Source organism: Calothrix anomala FACHB-343 (genome assembly GCF_014696435.1).
Taxonomy (GTDB): domain Bacteria; phylum Cyanobacteriota; class Cyanobacteriia; order Cyanobacteriales; family Nostocaceae; genus Aulosira; species Aulosira anomala_A.
Genome location: NZ_JACJQG010000002.1, coordinates 125,178 through 145,006, shown reverse-complemented (window position 1 = coordinate 145,006; position 19,829 = coordinate 125,178). Strand labels below are relative to the sequence as shown.

Genomic DNA, 19,829 nt, shown 5'->3' with positions numbered 1-19,829 from the left:
ATTTACCCCCCTATTGATGTTAGTTACTTAACAGCAGTTAATGATGTCTAACTTTTAGATCAACAAGATATGAGAATCGACGGAGAAGTCAACAGGTTTGTTGTCAATCGTCGCAAATTGAGTCCCTTGGTAAAATAAGCCACCTGTGGTGTCGTTATAACTGAAATCATTGAGGCTTGCAGTTCCAAGTAAGATAGCGATGCTATCACCCTCTGTCACATTGAAGTCTTGAATGGTGTCAATGCCTTCAGATAAAGAGTTGAAGACAAAGAAATCTGCACCTAAACCACCAACGAGTAGGTCATTGCCATTCCCACCAACGAGTGTGTCATTGCCATCTTGACCAAATAAGCTATTATCACCACTATTACCGATGATAATGTTATCAGCACTATTACCTATACCGTTAATAGCAGTAGTACCAGTCAGAGTGAGATTTTCAACATTTTCTGTCAAGGTGTAGTCTACACTTGCTTCAACGCTATCTGTACCTTCACTAACATTTTCATTGACGAGATCACCAACGTTATTAACGTAATAAAAGTCATCACCAGACCCGCCAAACAAAGTGTCTGCACCATCCCCACCATTGAGTGTATCATCGCCATCCCCGCCATTGAGAATGTCATTGCCAGCTTCACCATTGAGGATATTGTCTGCAAAATTACCTGTAATGAAGTTATTGACACTGTTACCAGTACCGCTAATAGCAGAACCAGAAAGAGTCAGATTTTCAACGTTATCTGTCAAAGTGTAGTCAATGGTAGAGTAAACGCTGTCTATTCCTTCATTAACATTTTCGCTGACGACATCGCCGGGCTGATCGACATAGTAAATGTCATTCCCAGCATTACCAGACAGAGTATCTGCACCCAAACCACCATCTAGGATGTCATTTCCGCCACCACCACTGAGGTTATTATTGGCGCTATTACCTGTGATCAAGTTATTCAAATTATTACCAGTACCATTGAGACCAGTACCAATGATGGTGAGGTTTTCAACATTAGCTGTCAAAGTGTAGTTACTAGAAGAAGAATAGACAATGTCTGTTCCTTCAGCAAAATTTTCGCTGACAACATCACCTGCGTTATCAACGTAGTAACTGTCGTTACCAGCACCACCAAGCATGGTATCATTGCCTGCACCACCATTGAGAATGTTGTTACCGATATTACCCGTGATGATGTTATCAACACTGTTACCTGTACCAGTGATAGCCGTGCCAGTAAGGATGAGATTTTCTATGTTGTCTGTCAAAGTGTAATTGATATTAGCAAACACTGTATCTGATCCAGCATCCGCATTTTCATTGATCGCATCACTTGTATTATCAACATAGTAAATATCATCACCAGTTCCACCAGACATGGTATCTGCACCTAGACCACCATTAAGGGTGTCATTACCATCCTCACCATTGAGGATGTTATTGCCGCTAGTACCTGTGATGGAGTTATCAACGCTGTTGCCAGTACCACTGATAGCCGTGCCTGTGAGAATGAGATTTTCTACGTTAGCTGTCAAGATATAGCTGATGCTGGAAGTAACTGTATCTGTTCCTTCATTGAGATTTTCCTTGATGGTATCACCCGCATCATCGACTGTGTAACTATCATCACCAGCGCCACCATTGAGGTTATCATTGCCAGCGCCACCATTAAGGGTGTCATTGCCAGCGCCACCATTGAGGGTGTCATTGCCATCTCCACCATTGAGGATGTTATTGCCGCTGTTCCCTGTGATAGTGTTATCGCTGACGTTACCTGTACCGTTGATCGCAGCAGTACCAGTCAGGGTGAGGTTTTCAACATTGGCTGTCAAGGTGTAGTTGATGGTTGAAGAAACTGTATCTGTACCTTCATTGGCATTTTCGCTGACAACATCGCCTACATTATCAACATAGAAAAGATCATTACCAGTACCACCAGACATTGTATCTGCACCTGTACCACCGTTGAGGATGTCATTGCCATCCCCACCATTGAGGATGTTATTGCTGCTATTGCCTGTGATAGTATTATTCAAATTGTTGCCAGTACCAGTGATAGCAGTACCAGTCAAAGTGAGATTTTCAACATTAGCCGTCAGAATATAGTCGATGCTAGCAGAAACTGTATCTGTTCCTGAAAAAACATTTTCGTTGACAACATCACCTGCATTATCAACAGTGTAACTGTCGTTACCAGCACCACCAGACATCGTGTCTGCACCTGCACCACCATTGATAGCGTTATTGCCGCTATTACCAATGATGATGTTATCGCCACTGTTACCAGTAGCGTTTGTACTACCAGAACCAGTGAGGGTGAGATTTTCTAAGTTGGCTGCTAAGGTATAGTTGGTACTGGCAGCGACTGTATCTGTACCAGCGTTAGCAGCTTCGGTGACTACATCACCCGTGCTATCAACGATATAAGTATCATTACCAGCACCACCAACCATTGTGTCATTGCCAGCGCCACCATCGATAATATTGTCACCAGCATTACCAGTGATGCTGTTATTGAGGGTATTACCAGTGCCTGCGATCGCAGTGCCAGTGAGAATGAGATTTTCAACGTTGTCTGTCAGGCTGTAGCTAATGCTGGCAGATACAGTATCTGTTGTACCTTCACTAGCATTTTCTGTGACCACATCACCGATATGATCGACAATGTAAGTATCATTACCAGCACCACCAGACATGGTATCTGCCCCTTCTTTCCCGTCTAGGGTGTTGTTAGCAGCATTGCCTGTGAGATTGTTAGCGAGACTATTACCAGTGCCGTTGAGCGCAGTACCAGTGAGGATGAGATTTTCGACGTTATCTGTCAGGGTGTAGGTAATGGCGGCAGATACTGTATCTGTACCTTCATTGGCATTTTCTGTGACTACATCGCCTGCAATCTCAACATAGTACAAGTCATTGCCTGCACCACCAGACATGGTATCATTACCCGTACCGCCATTGAGAATATTGTCCGCACTATTACCGATAATACTGTTATTGAGAGTATTACCAGTGCCGGCGATCGCAGTGCCAGTAAGGATGAGATTTTCTAAGTTGGTTCCTAGTGTATAGTTGATACTGGCAGCGACTGTATCTGTACCAGCGTTAGCAGCTTCGGTGACTACATCACCCGTGCTATCAACGATATAAGTATCATTACCAGCACCACCAACCATTGTGTCATTGCCAACGCCACCATCGATAATATTGTCACCAGCATTACCAGTGATGCTGTTATTGAGGGTATTACCAGTGCCTGCGATCGCAGTGCCTGTTAAAGTTAGATTCTCAACATTAGCGCTGAGGGTGTAGCTAATAGCCGCAGATACTGTATCTGTACCTTCATTGGCATTTTCACTGATGACATCGCCGATATTATCGACAATGTAAGTATCGTTACCAGCGCCACCAGACATGGTATCTGCCCCTTCTTTACCGTCGAGGGTGTTGTTAGCAGCATTGCCTGTGAGACTGTTATCGAGACTGTTACCAGTACCGTTGATCGCCGCCGTACCAGTGAGGATCAGATTTTCGACGTTATCTGTCAGGGTGTAGGTAATGGCGGCAGATACTGTATCTGTACCTTCATTGGCATTTTCTGTGACCACATCACCTGCAATCTCAACATAGTACAAGTCATTGCCTGCACCACCTAACATCGTGTCTGCACCCGTACCACCATTGATAATATTGTCTGCACTATTACCGATAATGCTGTTATTGAGAGTATTACCAGTGCCGGCGATTGCAGTGCCAGTGAGGGTGAGATTTTCTAAAGTGGTTCCTAAGGTATAGTTGATACTAGCAGCGACTGTATCTGTACCAGCGTTAGCAGCTTCGGTGACTACATCACCCGTGCTATCAACGATATAAGTATCATTACCAGCACCACCAACCATTGTGTCATTGCCAGCGCCACCATCGATAATATTGTCGCCAGCATTACCAGTGATGCTGTTCTTGAGGGTATTACCAGTGCCTGCGATCGCACTACCTGTCAAAGTCAGATTCTCAACATTAGCGCTGAGGACGTAGCTACTGGCGGCTAATACTGTATCTGTACCTTCATTGGCATTTTCTGTGACCACATCACCGATGTTATCGACTGTGTAGCTATCATTGCCTACGCTACCTAACATGGTGTCTGCACCCACACCACCATTAAGGGTGTCGTTACCGGCACCACCATTCAGGTAATCATCACCACTACCACCAACTAAACTGTCATTACTTAGACCTGCCTTGATATAGTCATTACCTGTACCGCCAGTAAATTGGGTAATACCTGCAAAACTACTAAAGTCAAATTTCTCAAACGCTGATAATTTGGTTCCAGCGATGTTCTGAACTTGATTAGCATTATTCAAATTGATGTTGATTGTGTTTGATGAAATTCCACCTTGAAGAATCAGGGTATCAATGCCCAAACCTACATCGATTTGGTCGTTTTGCTGTAGTTGTTCAAAAGTAGCGTTGATAGTGTCGTTGCCGCTACCAATATTAATAGTATCTGTTGCTGTGGTAGTGCTTAAGCTTTGGTTAACGGCATTTACCTGAACTGCAATGGTCTTGGTATCAGTTAAAGCGCCACCACCTGTATTACCTTGGTCATTGACAGTGAGGGTAATGGTGTCTGCGCCACTATAGTTGAGGTTACTGCGATATACCAGGTTATTCAGGGCGTTAGTGATATCAGTGAGTGACCCGGTAAAGGTCATTGTGTTGCTGTTATTGCTACCACTGGTAAATGTGAGTCCGGTGGTGTTAGCAAAGGTGAGTTTACCGTTGTTAGTACTCAGGGTGACTTGTACGGGACTGCTAAGAGCATCGACATCGGCAATGCTGATCCCCGTAAGGGTGAAGTTGGTGTCTTCGTTGACATTAAAGTTGAGATTACCTTGACTGCTATTTAGCAAAATCGAAGCGCTGTTATTTAGGTTCGCTGTAGCCAAGTCTAACTTGCCGTCACTGTTAAAGTCTCCCACAGCAATTGAAGAAGAACTAGATCCAACACTAAAGTTAGTAGGTGTAGCAAAGCTGCCTGTACCATTGCCCAATAGTACAGAGACTGAGTTATTGGATGCGTTAGCGACGGCTAAATCTAGCTTGCCATCATTATTGAAGTCTCCCAGCTTTATAGATCGGGGATAAAGCGCAGCAAAGTTAGTGGGTGTGTCAAAACCTCCCGTACCATTTCCCAATAGAATTGAGATATTTGAGCTTAAATAGTTTGCTACAGCTAAGTCCAACTTACCGTCACTGTTAAAGTCCCCTACAACAACGGAAGATGGATTATCTCCTACAGCAAAGTTAGTGGGTGTACCAAAACCTCCCGTACCATTTCCCAATAGTACTGAGATATTGTCGGTTAATTCGTTTGCCACAACTACGTCTAGCTTGTTGTCACTGTTAAAATCGCCTACAGCTACCGCACGCGGGTAACTATTTAAAGTCAAGCTGACGTTAATTGCATTAGCAAAACCGCCTGCACCATTTCCTAATAGCAATGAAAGACTATTACCATTTATTTGGTTTGCAGTAATTAAGTCTAATTTGCCATCGTTGTTGAAGTCCCCCAAGGCAATGGAATAGGGACGACCAGCTACTGTATAGTAAGTAGGCGCAGAAAAGCCGCCTGCACCATTGCCTAATAATACTGAGACGGTATCGCTATTGGAAGCAGCAATAGCTAAATCCTGTTTGCCATCTCCATTGAAATCGGAAATAGCAAAATCTAGAGGAATACCGAAGGCGTTAAAGTAAATAGGAGCAGCAAAGTTGCTTCCACCTGTATTTAACAGTACTGAGAAACTACCCTGGTTGGTGTAAGATGTACCCACAACTAAGTCCGGCCGACTGTCGTTATTAAAATCCCCTACAGCAACAGACTGAGGGAGATCCGTTACAGGATAGTTGGTGGCAGTAAAAGTGCTAGTCATGGATGTCCCAGCAACTGAGATGACTGGGGCATCGTTAACTGCGCTTAAGGCAAAGCTGCGAGTTTGTCCGCTTAAAGTACTACCATTACCATCTGTGACTGAATAGGTGAAGGTGACATTACCGTTGTAATTGGCATTCGGTGTGAAGGTATATGTACCGTTGTTGTTATTGACTACAGTCCCATTGCTGGCTGTTAATCCTGTGACACTGAGAGTATTATTGCCATCTGCATCAGCAAAGCCTTGTAACAGAGAAGCGCCAGTAATTGTATATGCTGTGTCTTCTGTTCCGGCAACTAGGGTGGCGGTAGGACTGCCTGTGACTGGATCGTTAACAGCAGCTAGGGTAAAGCTGCGAGTTTGTCCGCTTAAAGTACTACCATTACCATCTGTGACTGAATAGGTGAAGGTGACAGTACCGTTGTAATTGGCATTCGGTGTGAAGGTATATGTACCGTTGTTGTTATTGACTACAGTCCCATTGCTAGCTGTTAATCCTGCAACACTTAATGTTTGACCATTGGTGGCTATATCAACATCAGCAAAGCCTTGTAACAAAGAAGTTGCCGTAATTGTATATGCTGTGTCTTCTGTTCCGGCAACTAGGGTGGCGGTAGGACTGCCTGTGACTGGATCGTTAACAGCAGCTAGGGTAAAGCTGCGAGTTTGTCCGCTTAAAGTACTACCATTACCATCTGTGACTGAATAGGTGAAGGTGACAGTACCGTTGTAATTGGCATTCGGTGTGAAGGTATATGTACCGTTGTTGTTATTGGCTACAGTCCCATTGCTGGCTGTTAATCCTGTGACACTTAATATTTGACCATTGGTGGCTATATCAACATCAGCAAAGCCTTGTAACAAAGAAGTTGCCGTAATTATATATGCTGTGTCTTCTGTTCCGGCAACTAGGGTGGCGGTAGGACTGCCTGTGACTGGATCGTTAACGGGTACACCTGTAATAGTTTTAGTCCCTGTAATGGCTGGGGCTTCACCATCAGAAATACTAGTAGCAATAGTGAAGTTGCTGTTGAAGTTGGCGGCGGGGGTGAAGGTTAATCCGGCTAGGAGGGCGTTGACATTTGCTGTTGCACCACTAGCTGTCCATACTCCTGTAGCAGCGTTATAGGTGGATGTGACTGTACCAGAAGTGGCAATATTGAAACTACCTGCGGCTGGGTTCGATAATTTCAGGGTAGCTGTGATGTTGGGACTGTCTACATCTGTGACAACAATATCCGTGAAATTAAGGGGTGTATCTTCGGTGTAGGTTTCGGCTGTACTTAAGTTGGTGGCTGTGGGAGCATCGTTGACATTAATGACAGTGATGTTAAAGTCATCCGTTGCGGTTGCTTGCCCATCACTGGCTGTGACTCTAACGCTGATTGTGGCAACATCGCTATTAGTAGGAGTGCCACTGAAGGTGCGAGTAGTAGAATTAAAAGTTAGCCAACTAGGTAAGGCAGAACCATTGCTCTGTGTGGCACTGTAGGTGAGGGAGTTGCCGTCAGCATCGGTGAAGGCATTGCTTGTAACTGTGAAACTGAAGGGAGTATCTTCTGTGGCAGCTGTATCTGGAATCGGGTTGGCTAGACTGGGGGGTGTGTTACTCGGGGGTGTATACGAAGAAACAGGCACGCCTGTTGAGCCTAAGAAAACTAAATTAGCCTCTGAAGTTGAAGTTTGGGTAACCTGAATGCTTTGTAAGGTTTTTGTCGAATCGGAAGTGAAGCGCAAACCAAATACAGCAGCACTATCAGTGTTTTCAAATGATGGGCTGCCACTGTAAAAATTAGCACGGTCTAATCCATCAATCAGATAGTATAAGTCTGGTGTTTGATTAATATTATCAAACCAGTCAGGAACGTTGGTGTTAACTTGGGTAGATGTGCCATCGCTATAATTAAGTTTGACATTGATGGAATTTGAATTGTTATATTCATTTGTGCTAAAAGCAAATAGGTGGACTTCGGAGTATTTAGTCTGCGGTACTGAGATTGTGAAACTCGGATTGGTCGAGTTGATAAGCCTGACATTATTACCGTCATTATTGTTGTTATAGTTAAGTTGTATATCTGGATGGTAAGCATTAGCAGCGAAAAAGCCATTATCAGGTAGACCATAGCCATTACTACCCCCTGCTGAAGTAGCATAGGATTGGGTGATCAGTGCAGTTGAGCCATCTAAAGCATCCTGGGAGGAGTCTGTGACACCGTTATTACGGTTGACAATTTTCCATCAGCGTTGAACAACGAGGAGACATTAAACTGAACAGGCTGAGGCTGGGCAGTTGTAATATCTAGACTCCACCCACTGCTAATGCTACCAATATCGCCGCTGGCGTCATCAACAACAAAAAGTTTCCAAGTTCCATTGGCAGTTATATTGTTGAAGGCAGAAAGGGAAGTCCCATAGGGGCCTGATGGTGCTGAGGCGGGAAAAGAATCAGTATCAGGTTGATAATCAGTTGGTTTATATGTACCAGACAATATTTGTGTGCTATCTGGTAAACTACTAATAGCAGAATCGGTAAAAGTCAAATTGATACCGTTAACATCATAGCCATAACCTGCATCTGACATCAACAAAACTTTTTCACCATTTGGACCAACCAGTAGGATATCAATATCGCCTGGGTACGTATGATTTAAACCGTTAATTGTTACCTGTATCCCAGTTATCAAACCTGTAGTACCTGAGACACTAATAGCAGCTGGGTAAGGTGAAGCTGCTGTAAGGTCGTTTATGGTGATGAGGCTTGTGTTACTGAAAGTGTAGTTTGCCATAGTTGAAGTACAATTGGGTTAAGTAAATTACGGTAATAGCCACAACAAAATGAGTCCCTACAGTGAAAATGAGTAGGGAGGCAAAATGGTACTGCTCAAATCCAGGAGCAATAACATTGATGAAAATGCTGATACAAATCAATACCTACGTCTTGAATGACATGTTTGTTAAGCCCAAGTCTTGTGTTGCCTTGTTCCCAGGCTAGAGACTGGAAACGCATTGCAAGAGGCTCTACCTGTAGTCAAGCCCTTGGAGGCAAAGCATCCTTTTCAGGGGTTATTAGTCTGGAGGCTGTGAACTATTGTGGACAAGGATTATGTCTTAACTTACTGCCATTAGCATATATCCCTAAGGTTACACTGCAACCCTTGCTTGCCATATGTATCAAAGTGCAAGCAAAAGGATAAATATGATATCTGCTGACAGATGATCGTTAGGTCTACAGGGATCAGAGGCGCAGAAGAGAGAGTTACTAGATTTCTGGACAAATCCAAGAATAATCACTGAGGTAACTGATAAGATACTAGCATGAATAAATACTGGTATTTTAGTCTACACTAGAATTAATTGTCTACATTGCTTCAATCCGTCGTTGAGCTTTGGTGAGTACAAGCGAGTTGGGTTTGCGTTGTGCCATCAACTTTTCCTGTTAACATTTTGATATTCAGAAATCTGAGACTGTCGCATTCTTGAATTTTTCTCTAGTTATATAATATGCCAACACTCTTAGATTCCTACAGTAAAAACACTTAATTTTGAGTGTCCTGATATACAATAGTTATAGACAAAACCTATATTGCTGAAGTTAGTTGAGAAAAACAGTTTGAAGCAATCGGATATTTTTTTATTTGGAAGTTCTTAACTCCGCAAATAATTTTTGTGAGATATATCCTTGGTCTCCAAAGAGTTTACCAATGACGTTCAAGATACTGAACCAAAAATTATTGATCTTAAGAAATTTTTAAGCATTAGCTAGTACAGCATGGAGTAAATAAACCACCCATTCTAAATCAACAAATGCCTACCTTGTATTCATTTTTAATTTCCCCTTGCAGTACCAATACCTGATTTGTTGTTAGTATTTAATGTTACTCCGATTCTACTCCTGTGCGCTAGTCGGAAAGTCGGATCTTAAGGTCGGATCAGTCGGATTCTGTGTAAAAAATTTAAAAAAAACTGCCAATGGTGTATAATCCACAGGATAAGGATAAAAAAGAATTGACCCTTCGACTGCGCTCAAGGTCAACTGTTCGGCTATGTTCAGCGTTAAATATTTACCGTGAGGTACAGGCAAAATTGCGATCGGGGAGTATTCCTGAAGTGGGGCGTATCGGCAGGTGTGTTTCGGATAAGAAGTGAAGCTGTAAGACCGAAGTGACCATTGTGCTTCAAAGGTAGAATTCAGTCCAAGAAACCTTTTACCTAGAGGTGCTAGGAGTTGTCAATCTCCTTCATGCAAAAGTTTGTAGGGGCAGGATTTCCGCCATAGGTGTCAACTTAAGCTAAAGTTCTTTCTCTGTCTTGTTTCGAGCCTCCGGCTGGAAATGCGTATTGGTTGGCTGCTGCCTCGTCCTATGATAAATTGAGGGGCAGCCCACTAGATCTAAGCTCCCATGCTCTGCATGGGAGCCAGGTAAGATGATGTTAGTCCTGGCTTCTAGCGATGCAAAAATTGGTAGGGGCAGGATTTCCCCCATTGGTGTCAACTTACGCTCAAAACCTTTCTCTATCTCGTTTCCAGCCGGAGGCTGGAAATGCGTATTGCGAGGCTCCGCCTCGAAAGCTGATGAATTGAGGCGGAGCCTCAGGATCATCGCTCCCACGCAGAGCATGGGAGCCAGTTAGGATGAGGGTTTCACGTTAAGTTGACACCAATGGATTTCCCCGCCCCTGTCAATGTATGTGTTAGATGATGTTTTTAAATTGGTATTATAGTGCTTGCAAATATATTTCTTTCATTTTATGTGCATAGTGGCTGAGAGAATGATTATTCTTAATTCCTTGAATTGAGCGATTGGATTTAGCAATTACAACTTCTCGATTGGCAAAGATTTCATGGACTACACGTTCAAGTCCCGATTTAATTGCAGAACTAATTTCTAATCTCTCTTCTTTCGTTGTGTATATAGCCTCGCCTAAATAATTTGTGGGAACTTCAATTATCCATCCTCTATCGTTGTCGTTTACTTCTGGTAAGGCTCTAATATTAGTTGTAATTACCGGACAGCCAGCCGCTTGAAATTCTAAAACAGAAAAACCATAGGTATCTGCATAGGTTGGTAACAATCCCACATGACATTGTTTGGTTAATTCTAAAACTTCTTTATTAGGAAGCTGCTCATAATATTTAATCCAATCCAGATTTTGTTGAATTAATATTTTCGCTTTTTGAATATCTGCTTCTGTTTCTTTCGTGGCATAATCATCTAAGCGTAGTGAAGAGATAAGAATTAATTCCAAATCATAGTTATATTCTCTCTTCAATTTGCTGAAAGTCTCGACTACTTCCATACCTCCTTTGCGGAAAAAGGAAGCGCCTACAAGAATAAATTTTATCTTGCCATCTAAATTAATATTTTTATCAGCGTAGGATGAAACGAGTAATTGCTGTGGCGGATGCAGAGTGGTAATTTTTGGTTCAATAGCTTGTTGATATTGGGGAAAATCTTTTAACAAAATTCTCTGCATATTGGCATTACAATCAGACATAGCAATTAGACGTTTGCAAGAGTCGCTAGCCATTGCTGCTAAAGCTTTTTTGACAGCTTTATAGTGAGTCAGTACAGAAAAATCAGGTCTAGCACCTTGATGGCAAGAAAGAGTGCAATCTAATCGCGGTAAAATTGTTTCAAATGTGGTTATCCAAGGTGTTTTACCGTAGCTGATGGTGTTGAAAAAATGAAGGATATCAACTTTATTGAGATTTAAATCTGTGAATTGATAAATTGAATCGTTAAATGGTATGACAGTTTTTTTGGCGATTTTGTTGATATATTTAACGCCAGGGTAAGTTAGGGCAAATAAATTATTTACTTTTTGATATTCTACGTCTTTGACAATATTAATGATATTGCGTTTGTAGAGATAATTTTCTGCAAGATAACCGACTTTCATTAAATACCTACCTTAAATTATTTAGAGATATAAACCGCAGAGACGCAGCGAAAAGTCTGATTGGAGGTTTCCTCCGCTCAGAAATTTTCAAAACAGAGGAGTTAGAAAGAGGACATTTATATTAAAAAATATGGCTAAATATGTGATAGCTTGGCTTCTTTATCTGCATCTTGATAGAGATGTTTGACAATTTGTTGGGGGTTACCAATTACTACAACACCAGGAGGAACTGATTTGCGAATTATACTTCCTAATCCGATAACACTATCTTGACCGATACGAACACCTTTCATAATGGTTGCTCTGGCTCCAACCCAAACGTTACGTTCAATGACTATAGGCGCTGATACTTTCGGGCCGGGTGGAGCAAACCGCAAATTTGGATCTATATTGTGATAGTCTGAATCTTGGAGGAAACAATCAGAAATTAAACATTCATCACCAATTTTAATTGATTTTACGCTACCAATCCAACAACCATTGAGTAGGGTATTTCTGCCAATTGTTACGTCCCCAGAACCGTAGATTTTAACGTGCATACAGATGCGAGTTCCCGCACCAATTTTAACTTTGACATCACCAGAGACAGTTAATTTCCCTTTAATTAAAACTCCTGGTTCTAAGGTTAAGTTACGATATCGCCATTGGTAATAAAGCTGTTTAATTGCAAAATAATATTTTGCCAATTTGATTAATAAAGGATGTTTATTTTGATGCATATAAGTACGTCGTAGTTGAGAATAATAATTAATGACTAATGACAGCTATCTTTAATTGCAATGCTTACTTATATAAGTTGATGCCATTGAGAAATGCGCGGACGTTTTAATTGATTTTCAAATAAAATTACTCCTAACCAAATAAAATAAAACCAAAAATAAATGCACATCCAACTTAAGGGCAACCCTTCAATTAATAGACATAATGCTAAGAAACTGGCAAAGGCTCCCTGAGCTAATTTATTTCCAGCTATGGCGATGTTCCAAAAGTTCCAAAGAGTTGTACTTAGGGCGGTAATTAAGCAGATAAAACCTAAAATTCCATGCAAATATAAAACACCTGCATAGGTAGAAAAGGAGCCAAGTACAACTTTATAGATGTACCAAGTAACTTCTCCTTGGGCGATTCCCCACCCAAGCCAGGGGCGTTGTTGCCATGCTTTGAGGGTTTCGCCAACTACAAGGCTACGATCTGCAGAGGATGCAGCCCGCGCACCTGTAAATACATCTAAAGACTGATGTATTACGTCTACTAATGTGACGCCGATGAATGCACAACTAAGAAATACAGCAGAGGTTATCCACAGAGAACTGTGACGGGCGGTACGATTGCGGAAGCTGAGGGAAATCCAAACGACAACGGGAAAGCATAGCCAAGCTACACGGCTTTGACTGACTAATAAAGCTAGTAGGCTACCTGCGATCGCTAAATAGCGCAAACGCCGATTTGATTCTCCAGAGCAAATAAAGAAGCATAGTAAGCCACATACCCCCGGAATTGGCGGATCGGCCATGTAAAGTGAAGTTCTAGGCAGAGGAATACCAAAAAAGGTTTGAATAATCGCTGGTTTTACCAGCAAGCTTAATTTATCACCCGGAATCAATCTCGCGAGGGGCGGATAAAAAGGCTGATCCCATATCCCAACAAACAGCAGGATAAATTGTAAGATAACTGTAATACCGTAACCTACAGCCATCCAAGCGATCGCTCTTGTTAAAACTTTAGAGCGAATGGGATTCCAAAACGGGAGAATCAGACAACTCAAAATGAGAAAGTAACCTTTAAAAAAGGTAACTAAAGTTGAGATCAGGCGAAAGGGTTCAAAATTAACATCTACCAAGCCTAGCGCCGCAGTCCACAGCATAGCAATCGCCATCGCCAACCAAGCCCAAATACAAGTTGGTAAGGCAATATTCAGCAATTTATCGAGACGAAAGGAACAGACTAACAGCCAAACTGCGATCGCAGGATACAACAAAGTTTGTATCCCCAACAACCACCAAACTGGAGTTAATACAATTGTCCAATACAAGACACGCTCGACAAAAGACAATTGTCCTAACTCATCTTCTTTGGTAAATTCCAGCGCCTTACTAATTGCTGTTAACATTCCCCTGGCATTTCTAAATAGTACTTAGTGGTTGCTCTAGATTTTGCTTTTCGCCTAACAATCCTTTTAACCAGCGTCGGGTATTTCTGGGAACTAACCAAAATCCCAAGCACAATAAAAAGTCAATTGGTTTTGGACTTCCATAGCGGATTGCTTCCCAAAGTAGTGGTAAAAATTCTTGCCATTTCCCTTGGGCAGAAGCTTGTGCGCCCACCTCTACCATAATGAAGGAAGCGTAGGCGCGACGAGTTACTAAGCTACGATTTTCTTTAATCCAATTTAGAGAATACTGCCAATCGTGGGTATTACTCACACTTTTTTGTGTTTTTGAATGATACCAAATTGCTAAGGGTTCAGTAACAAATTGCACTTCCACCCCTTCGAGATTAGCAACTCGCAGTAACCAATCCCAATCTTGATGCTTGCGTAAATCATCCCGGAATGGCACATTTCTTAATAATTCTCGTGATGTAAAAATTCCCGAAGTTTGAATTAAACCCTCACCAAATCCCGGAGAATTGCGAACGAGAATATATTCACTCAAAGGTTCTTTAACTTCGGGAAACCGTCGCGGATGGATAAATTCTCCGTGGGGTGTGTGGGCGATCACAGAACAAGCAATAATCGGAAATTTAGCTTGAGAACGATTAGCCGCATCTATCTGTAGTTGGATTTTTTGCGGTAACCACTCATCATCATCATCTAAAAATGCAATCCACTCACCCTCAGCCATTGCTACCCCAGCATTCCGCGCAGCAGCACCACCAATAGAATTAGGCAGTACAAGCACGCGCAACCGAGGATCGTCTATTTGCTGTAATGCTTTTGCAGTTGCCGGATCGGGGCCATCTACTACTACTACCACCTCCAGCCGCCAAAATGTTTGTTGTAAAACACTTTTAACAGCGCGGGTAACTACAGATGGGCGATTTTTCGTAGGAATGACAGCACTTACTAGCGGTTGAATTGGATGGTTCATTTTCACCTCATAATTAATTAAGTCATTGGTCATTGGTCATTTGTCATTGGCAAAAAGTTTATGCTTAATATCAATTATCTGTAAACTTGCACTTAATAATTTCTTCTTTTCTCTTGGCGTCTTGGCGTTCTTGGCGGTTCATTAATAACGCTGATCTAATTATTTAAGTGAGCTAACCACAAAAAACTCTCTTTTCTAGCTCCTATTTCCTAATATTTAACGGAAACTAAATTGCTTAACTTTACGCCCTAGTTTTTTAATTAAAGATAAATATGTGAAAAATTGATTTGGTACTAGCAGCCTTACCAACAATAAATATAAAACAATATATATGATTGGTGAAATAAATTTTGATGTAGGAATAATAAAATTTATGCCAAGAGCGAATAATGACATAAATAAAGCTTGAAAACAAGGAGTCAAATATTTAAAAAGCGACCAACCAAAAGTTCTACAAGCTGACCACCACCAAAAAATAGTCCAAGTAAAACCTAAGATTAAAACAACTGCGATCGCTACTCCTAAAATTCCCCCTTTCCAAGCTCCAATTAAAAAGCCAATAACAGCTAAAGGCGCTATCTGCAAATTAACTTTAGCATTAATATCCGGTCTACCTTTCGCAGCCATCATACTGGAAAGGGACGTATTAATTAACCGGAAATAAGCAAAAATTAATAACCAAGGAATGACGCTAGCAGAAGGGATAAATTTCTCGCCAAATACATAGATAATAAATGTTTTATCGACTATCAGGTAAATGACAGCAAATAATAAAGCCGCAAAATAAGACATCTGCTCAACAACTTTGACTAAAGCATCTTCTTGCTGGCGTTCGTCTTTCATTTGGGCAAAAACTGATATCCCAAGTTGGTTCATAACTTGAGACATAATTAAACTAAAAGCTGTAGTTACTTGATAAGCAAAGTTGTAATAGCCTAAGTTGGTAGTTCCTAATAATCTGCCGATGACAAAGTTATCAGAATTAGAATTAATATAAAATCCCAAACTAGAACCGACAGAAGCGATACAGTAAGATAAAGCCTCCGAGCGAATTTTGGGATCGATTTTTAAATAAAAATTAAAATTAGCCTGATAAGCGGTAATCCAAAATATGCTTAACCAAAAAATTGTATCGCCAATCGCAAAAGACCAGTAACTTAATCCTGCTAACGCACATCCGGCTGTAGTAAAGATGCGAATCATTGAAGAAATTAAAGCCGCATTTGCTAATTCTTGATACTGCATTCTTCTGCGCATAATCCCAGCATAAACAGCTTGGACAGAAGAAAGAAAGAAATTAAAAGCAAAAAATGCCAACAATCCAATTAAATCTGGGATATCAAAAAAATTAGCAGCAATTGGTGATAAAGCGATCATTGTTGCTGCTCCCACCATCCCAATACAAATACTTAAAGAGTAAGTAGTATCTATATAACGTCGGTCTTCCAGTCCTTTATAAACTAAAAAATCGCCAGTAGTACCTTGTACAAAAAGATTAATAAAAGACCAGAAAATATAAGCGACGCTGATAACTCCAAAATCTGATGGTAATAACAGCCGAGCTAATAATAAATTACTTAATAATGCAAATAAGCGGTTGACAATTGCTCCATAAGTTGTCCAAAAACCATTTTTAATAATAGAATTACTATTCATGATTGGTTAGCACACCTGAGAATTTATCAGAATAAGGCAGAGGGCAGAAGGGAAGAAATAAGTATAATTTTTTTGCTAATATTAGAGAATTCATGAATGATAAGTATTAGCTATTAATTCTTGATTTGGTGAATTATGTCGATCGATTAAATCAAAAATATCTGGGTCTAATGCTAAATCAAATTTTCTGGCAAAGTGAGCTTGACTTTTTGCTAGAGATTCATAATCTTTTTGAGTGAGAAAATTAGGGCTACCATTTTGGGAATTGGTAAAATCAAAGTAGCGTTTACAATCATTACAAAGGTTGAATAATTGGCTATTAATTAAGATGGTTTGCATGAAAAATTCAACAGATATGCTAGTACGGCGACAATATTCGATAAAATTGGGATTGTTATTTGCATAATTGTCAATATACTCGGCGCATTGTCGCGAAAGGGTGGTAAAAAATGAGCCGCCGTAACATTTAAATGCTGCATTAAAAGGAGTTTTGCCTTGAAAACCAATCCTGATATCGTAGGAACAATTAAAGCGAATCCAAGGTTGAATATAGTTGAGAATTTTTAAAGGCTTGAGGATTTTTTGCAGGCGATCGCTTACCGTGGGTGAGAGTTGTTGATATTGATAAAAGTAGCGACTATGCCCTTCATGTATACTCCATTGGCTGGCGGAGGACAAGACATCAAAATATTCTAAGAAACCATCATAATTAGTCGTTGCTAAAAAAGCTTCGATTTCTGGAATTGGTTTAATTGGGTAATCTTGTCCGCTAATATTAATCAACCAATCAAAATCAATTTGATTTTTCAACAGCCAATGCAATGCGTCCAGGTAACTCTGAACCATACTAAAATCGGCTCGTCCACCTTTAGCGAAAAATAAATGAATATTGTGATTTTTTGGGAAGATTGATAAGTCTAACTCGCAGAAAGTTGGATCGTGACTAATGACAATTTGGCATTCTGGGCTAGATGTTTGAATTAAGTTGATTAATCGATAAATTTGTTGGGGATTTTTATGGGTTTGAATTAAATAACAAACTCTCATCGCATTTTTCCGGGGAATTACCAAAAATTAGGGAGACGCGGCGAGTTTTCCGCGTCAGATCGTCTTTTACTAGGCTTTAATCAACCGAACCTAGTGCTTGTTGAAGTATGCGCTTTGTTAAGGGAGACAAGCGCACAGACACAAGTGTGACTAGCGATCGCATATCGCGCCAAAAAATTGAGCGATCGCTTTCCCAAGCTTGATGAATAAAATCTTCTGCTGGCGCTAAATCACCGGCTGTCAAAGCAATCCGCGCTAAGTAGCGATACATATAAGCATAGGCTGTAGGTAACATTGGTTCGACTAGTTCAGGCGATCGCCTATAAGCTGACTGAATTACTTGTTCATGCGATCGCTGCATTTGCGCCACATTGAAAGATAACCCCGATGGGCGTACTCGGTAGTAACACAAAATACGCGGTTCCCGATCAAACTCCCAGTTCTCCGTAGCCGCAATTCTTAACCAAAAATCAATATCTTCTGAACTACGGAGGGTTTCATCAAAGTCTCCAACTTCATCTATTAGACAACGACGAAAAACAGCGTTCGATCCATGTCCAATAAAGTTTTTATATAACAATGCTGACAATACATTTTTAACAACAGGTTTACCACTTAAAATCATGAATGTCTGTTGCCCATCATCCCGGATGGCGCGAGATGCGCTATATGCAACTCCCACCTTGGGAGAGTTGTCTAGTTTGGCGATATGAACCGCTAACTTATCCGGATGGTAAATATCATCTCCATCCAGCAACGCAATATATTCACCCTTCGCGTAGCGAATCCCGTGATTGCGAGCCGAAGAAAGTCCCCCGTTGGATTTTTGTAGCAGTTTAAACCGAGGATCTCGGCGACTAAATGTTAATGCTACCGCAGCCGTTTGATCTGTAGAACCGTCATCAACAATTAAAACTTCATAGTCGCTAAAAGATTGACATTCTACAGAAGATAATGCGGCTTCTAGATAAGCACTCACATTATATGCAGGCACTACAACACTAACTCTCGGAGTAGACACCATTTAATAACTCCTTAGCCATACTGTTACTTTGATTGCTGAGGACGATATTTTTGAGGATGAAATTAATAGTTTCTTGTTTAATCCATCCTTTATTGATCAAAATGTCACTCAAAGGAATACCAGTTTTTCTCTGTTCTGATAAAGCAATGTCAATATCGTTGTTACTCAATAAACCTGCTTCTACTAAGGAATCACTTAACTTCTTCGTTGGTGTTGTGTTTCCTTGCGCCAGCACCTTAACAAATCCATTAGACTTCCAGCTGTAGTAATTGCTGGATTCTACCTGGGTGACTCCCTCGCGTAATTGATAGAGTTTCGCTAACGCAATATGGCAAGCAAAAGCCGGATTACCCAGTAAATAACGCGCTCCTAATCGTTTGGGTTCGCGAATCAGCCGATACAGCCATTCCAAATTGTTCTTAGCTAGAAAATCAGGACAATCCGAAACAACTCCCGCCAAGCGATCGATAACTGCTCCGCCTAACAAAATGGCATTCACATCTAATCTATCTCTATATCTAGCTACCCAATTTTCTTGCAGTGGCATTCCCATACCCATCAGCAAAATATTTGGTTTTAGCTGATTAATACTGTTAATTATTGAATCATTGATTTCCGGATCGTCAATGGAAAAATAGCCATCATGGCCAGCTACTTTAATATTGGGATATTTCTCAGCTAGATTATTAATTGCGCTATCTAAATATTGAGGTTTTGAACCTAATAAGAATATTGAAAGTTCTTGTTGATGACAAAATTTCAATAACTCCGGCATCAGTTTTGTATAAGAAACTCGATATTCTAGGGGCAAGTCAAGTCCCATATAACTTAAGGCTTTGAGAATCCCAGAACCATCACAATGTACGATTTCTGAACTTTGGATAAATTCATAAAACCACGGTAACTGCATCGATAAATTGAATGCATGAACGTTGTAATTAGCTACCGTAATTTTTTGCTTTAACTGGCAAGCACTGTGAATTGCATCAATAATTCCCGTAACAGTTATAGGAGTTATTTTTCTTCCCAATAAATAGACAACTAAGCTGGGTAAATCTAATTTTAGATCAGTATTGTTGATTGTTTTCATATCTGTCACCAAGTGAAGAGGTAGATGAACGCAGGATGAACGTAGACAAAAATATAGGATTCTTAACTTGATTTTTGACAACCACGTAGGA

10 protein-coding genes are annotated in these 19,829 nt (G+C 40.8%); all 10 read right to left on the bottom strand.

Annotation, left to right across the window (positions count from 1 at the left end; translation table 11 throughout):
• Positions 1–54: 54 nt before the first annotated feature.
• Positions 55–7,569: a cadherin-like domain-containing protein gene (locus H6G08_RS37295; protein WP_313940850.1), complete on the bottom strand. Its 7,515-nt coding sequence runs from the start codon at positions 7,567–7,569 to the stop codon at positions 55–57.
• A 545-nt stretch (positions 7,570–8,114) separates the two neighbouring features.
• The gene (locus tag H6G08_RS01445) at positions 8,115–8,717 is read right to left on the bottom strand and encodes a proprotein convertase P-domain-containing protein (RefSeq protein WP_190538521.1); all 603 of its coding nucleotides are present in this window, start codon (positions 8,715–8,717) and stop codon (positions 8,115–8,117) included.
• A 1,930-nt stretch (positions 8,718–10,647) separates the two neighbouring features.
• Positions 10,648–11,832, bottom strand: coding sequence for a glycosyltransferase family 4 protein (locus H6G08_RS01440; RefSeq protein WP_190538520.1), 1,185 nt, complete (start codon positions 11,830–11,832; stop codon positions 10,648–10,650).
• 134 nt (positions 11,833–11,966) lie between these two features.
• Positions 11,967–12,551, bottom strand: a complete 585-nt coding sequence (locus tag H6G08_RS01435; RefSeq protein WP_190538519.1) for an acyltransferase — start codon at positions 12,549–12,551, stop codon at positions 11,967–11,969.
• Positions 12,552–12,619: 68 nt separating this feature from the next.
• On the bottom strand, positions 12,620–13,942 hold the full coding sequence (locus H6G08_RS01430) for an O-antigen ligase family protein (RefSeq protein WP_190538518.1): 1,323 nt from the start codon (positions 13,940–13,942) through the stop codon (positions 12,620–12,622).
• A gap of 13 nt (positions 13,943–13,955) precedes the next feature.
• Positions 13,956–14,954, bottom strand: a complete 999-nt coding sequence (locus tag H6G08_RS01425) for a glycosyltransferase family 2 protein (RefSeq protein WP_199322311.1) — start codon at positions 14,952–14,954, stop codon at positions 13,956–13,958.
• A 183-nt stretch (positions 14,955–15,137) separates the two neighbouring features.
• Positions 15,138–16,577, bottom strand: a complete 1,440-nt coding sequence (locus H6G08_RS01420) for an oligosaccharide flippase family protein (RefSeq protein ID WP_190538517.1) — start codon at positions 16,575–16,577, stop codon at positions 15,138–15,140.
• 90 nt (positions 16,578–16,667) lie between these two features.
• Positions 16,668–17,624, bottom strand: coding sequence for a beta-1,6-N-acetylglucosaminyltransferase (locus tag H6G08_RS01415; RefSeq protein ID WP_190538516.1), 957 nt, complete (start codon positions 17,622–17,624; stop codon positions 16,668–16,670).
• Positions 17,625–17,700: 76 nt separating this feature from the next.
• Entirely contained in the window at positions 17,701–18,648 is a 948-nt protein-coding gene (locus tag H6G08_RS01410) for a glycosyltransferase family 2 protein (protein ID WP_190538515.1), read from the bottom strand.
• Positions 18,626–19,738, bottom strand: a complete 1,113-nt coding sequence (locus tag H6G08_RS01405) for a WecB/TagA/CpsF family glycosyltransferase (RefSeq protein WP_190538514.1) — start codon at positions 19,736–19,738, stop codon at positions 18,626–18,628. Before H6G08_RS01405 ends, H6G08_RS01410 begins: the two co-directional genes overlap by 23 nt.
• Positions 19,739–19,829: the final 91 nt, after the last annotated feature.

What these genes read in the sequence shown, in the direction of transcription:
- H6G08_RS01445 (WP_190538521.1), bottom strand. Translation starts at nt 8,717, where the DNA reads ATGGCAAACTACACTTTCAGTAACACAAGCCTCATCACCATAAACGAC.
- H6G08_RS01440 (WP_190538520.1), bottom strand. Translation starts at nt 11,832, where the DNA reads ATGAAAGTCGGTTATCTTGCAGAAAATTATCTCTACAAACGCAATATC.
- H6G08_RS01425 (WP_199322311.1), bottom strand. Translation starts at nt 14,954, where the DNA reads ATGACCAATGACTTAATTAATTATGAGGTGAAAATGAACCATCCAATT.
- H6G08_RS01410 (WP_190538515.1), bottom strand. Translation starts at nt 18,648, where the DNA reads ATGGTGTCTACTCCGAGAGTTAGTGTTGTAGTGCCTGCATATAATGTG.
- H6G08_RS01430 (WP_190538518.1), bottom strand. Translation starts at nt 13,942, where the DNA reads ATGTTAACAGCAATTAGTAAGGCGCTGGAATTTACCAAAGAAGATGAG.
- H6G08_RS01435 (WP_190538519.1), bottom strand. Translation starts at nt 12,551, where the DNA reads ATGCATCAAAATAAACATCCTTTATTAATCAAATTGGCAAAATATTAT.
- H6G08_RS01415 (WP_190538516.1), bottom strand. Translation starts at nt 17,624, where the DNA reads ATGAGAGTTTGTTATTTAATTCAAACCCATAAAAATCCCCAACAAATT.
- H6G08_RS01420 (WP_190538517.1), bottom strand. Translation starts at nt 16,577, where the DNA reads ATGAATAGTAATTCTATTATTAAAAATGGTTTTTGGACAACTTATGGA.
- H6G08_RS01405 (WP_190538514.1), bottom strand. Translation starts at nt 19,738, where the DNA reads ATGAAAACAATCAACAATACTGATCTAAAATTAGATTTACCCAGCTTA.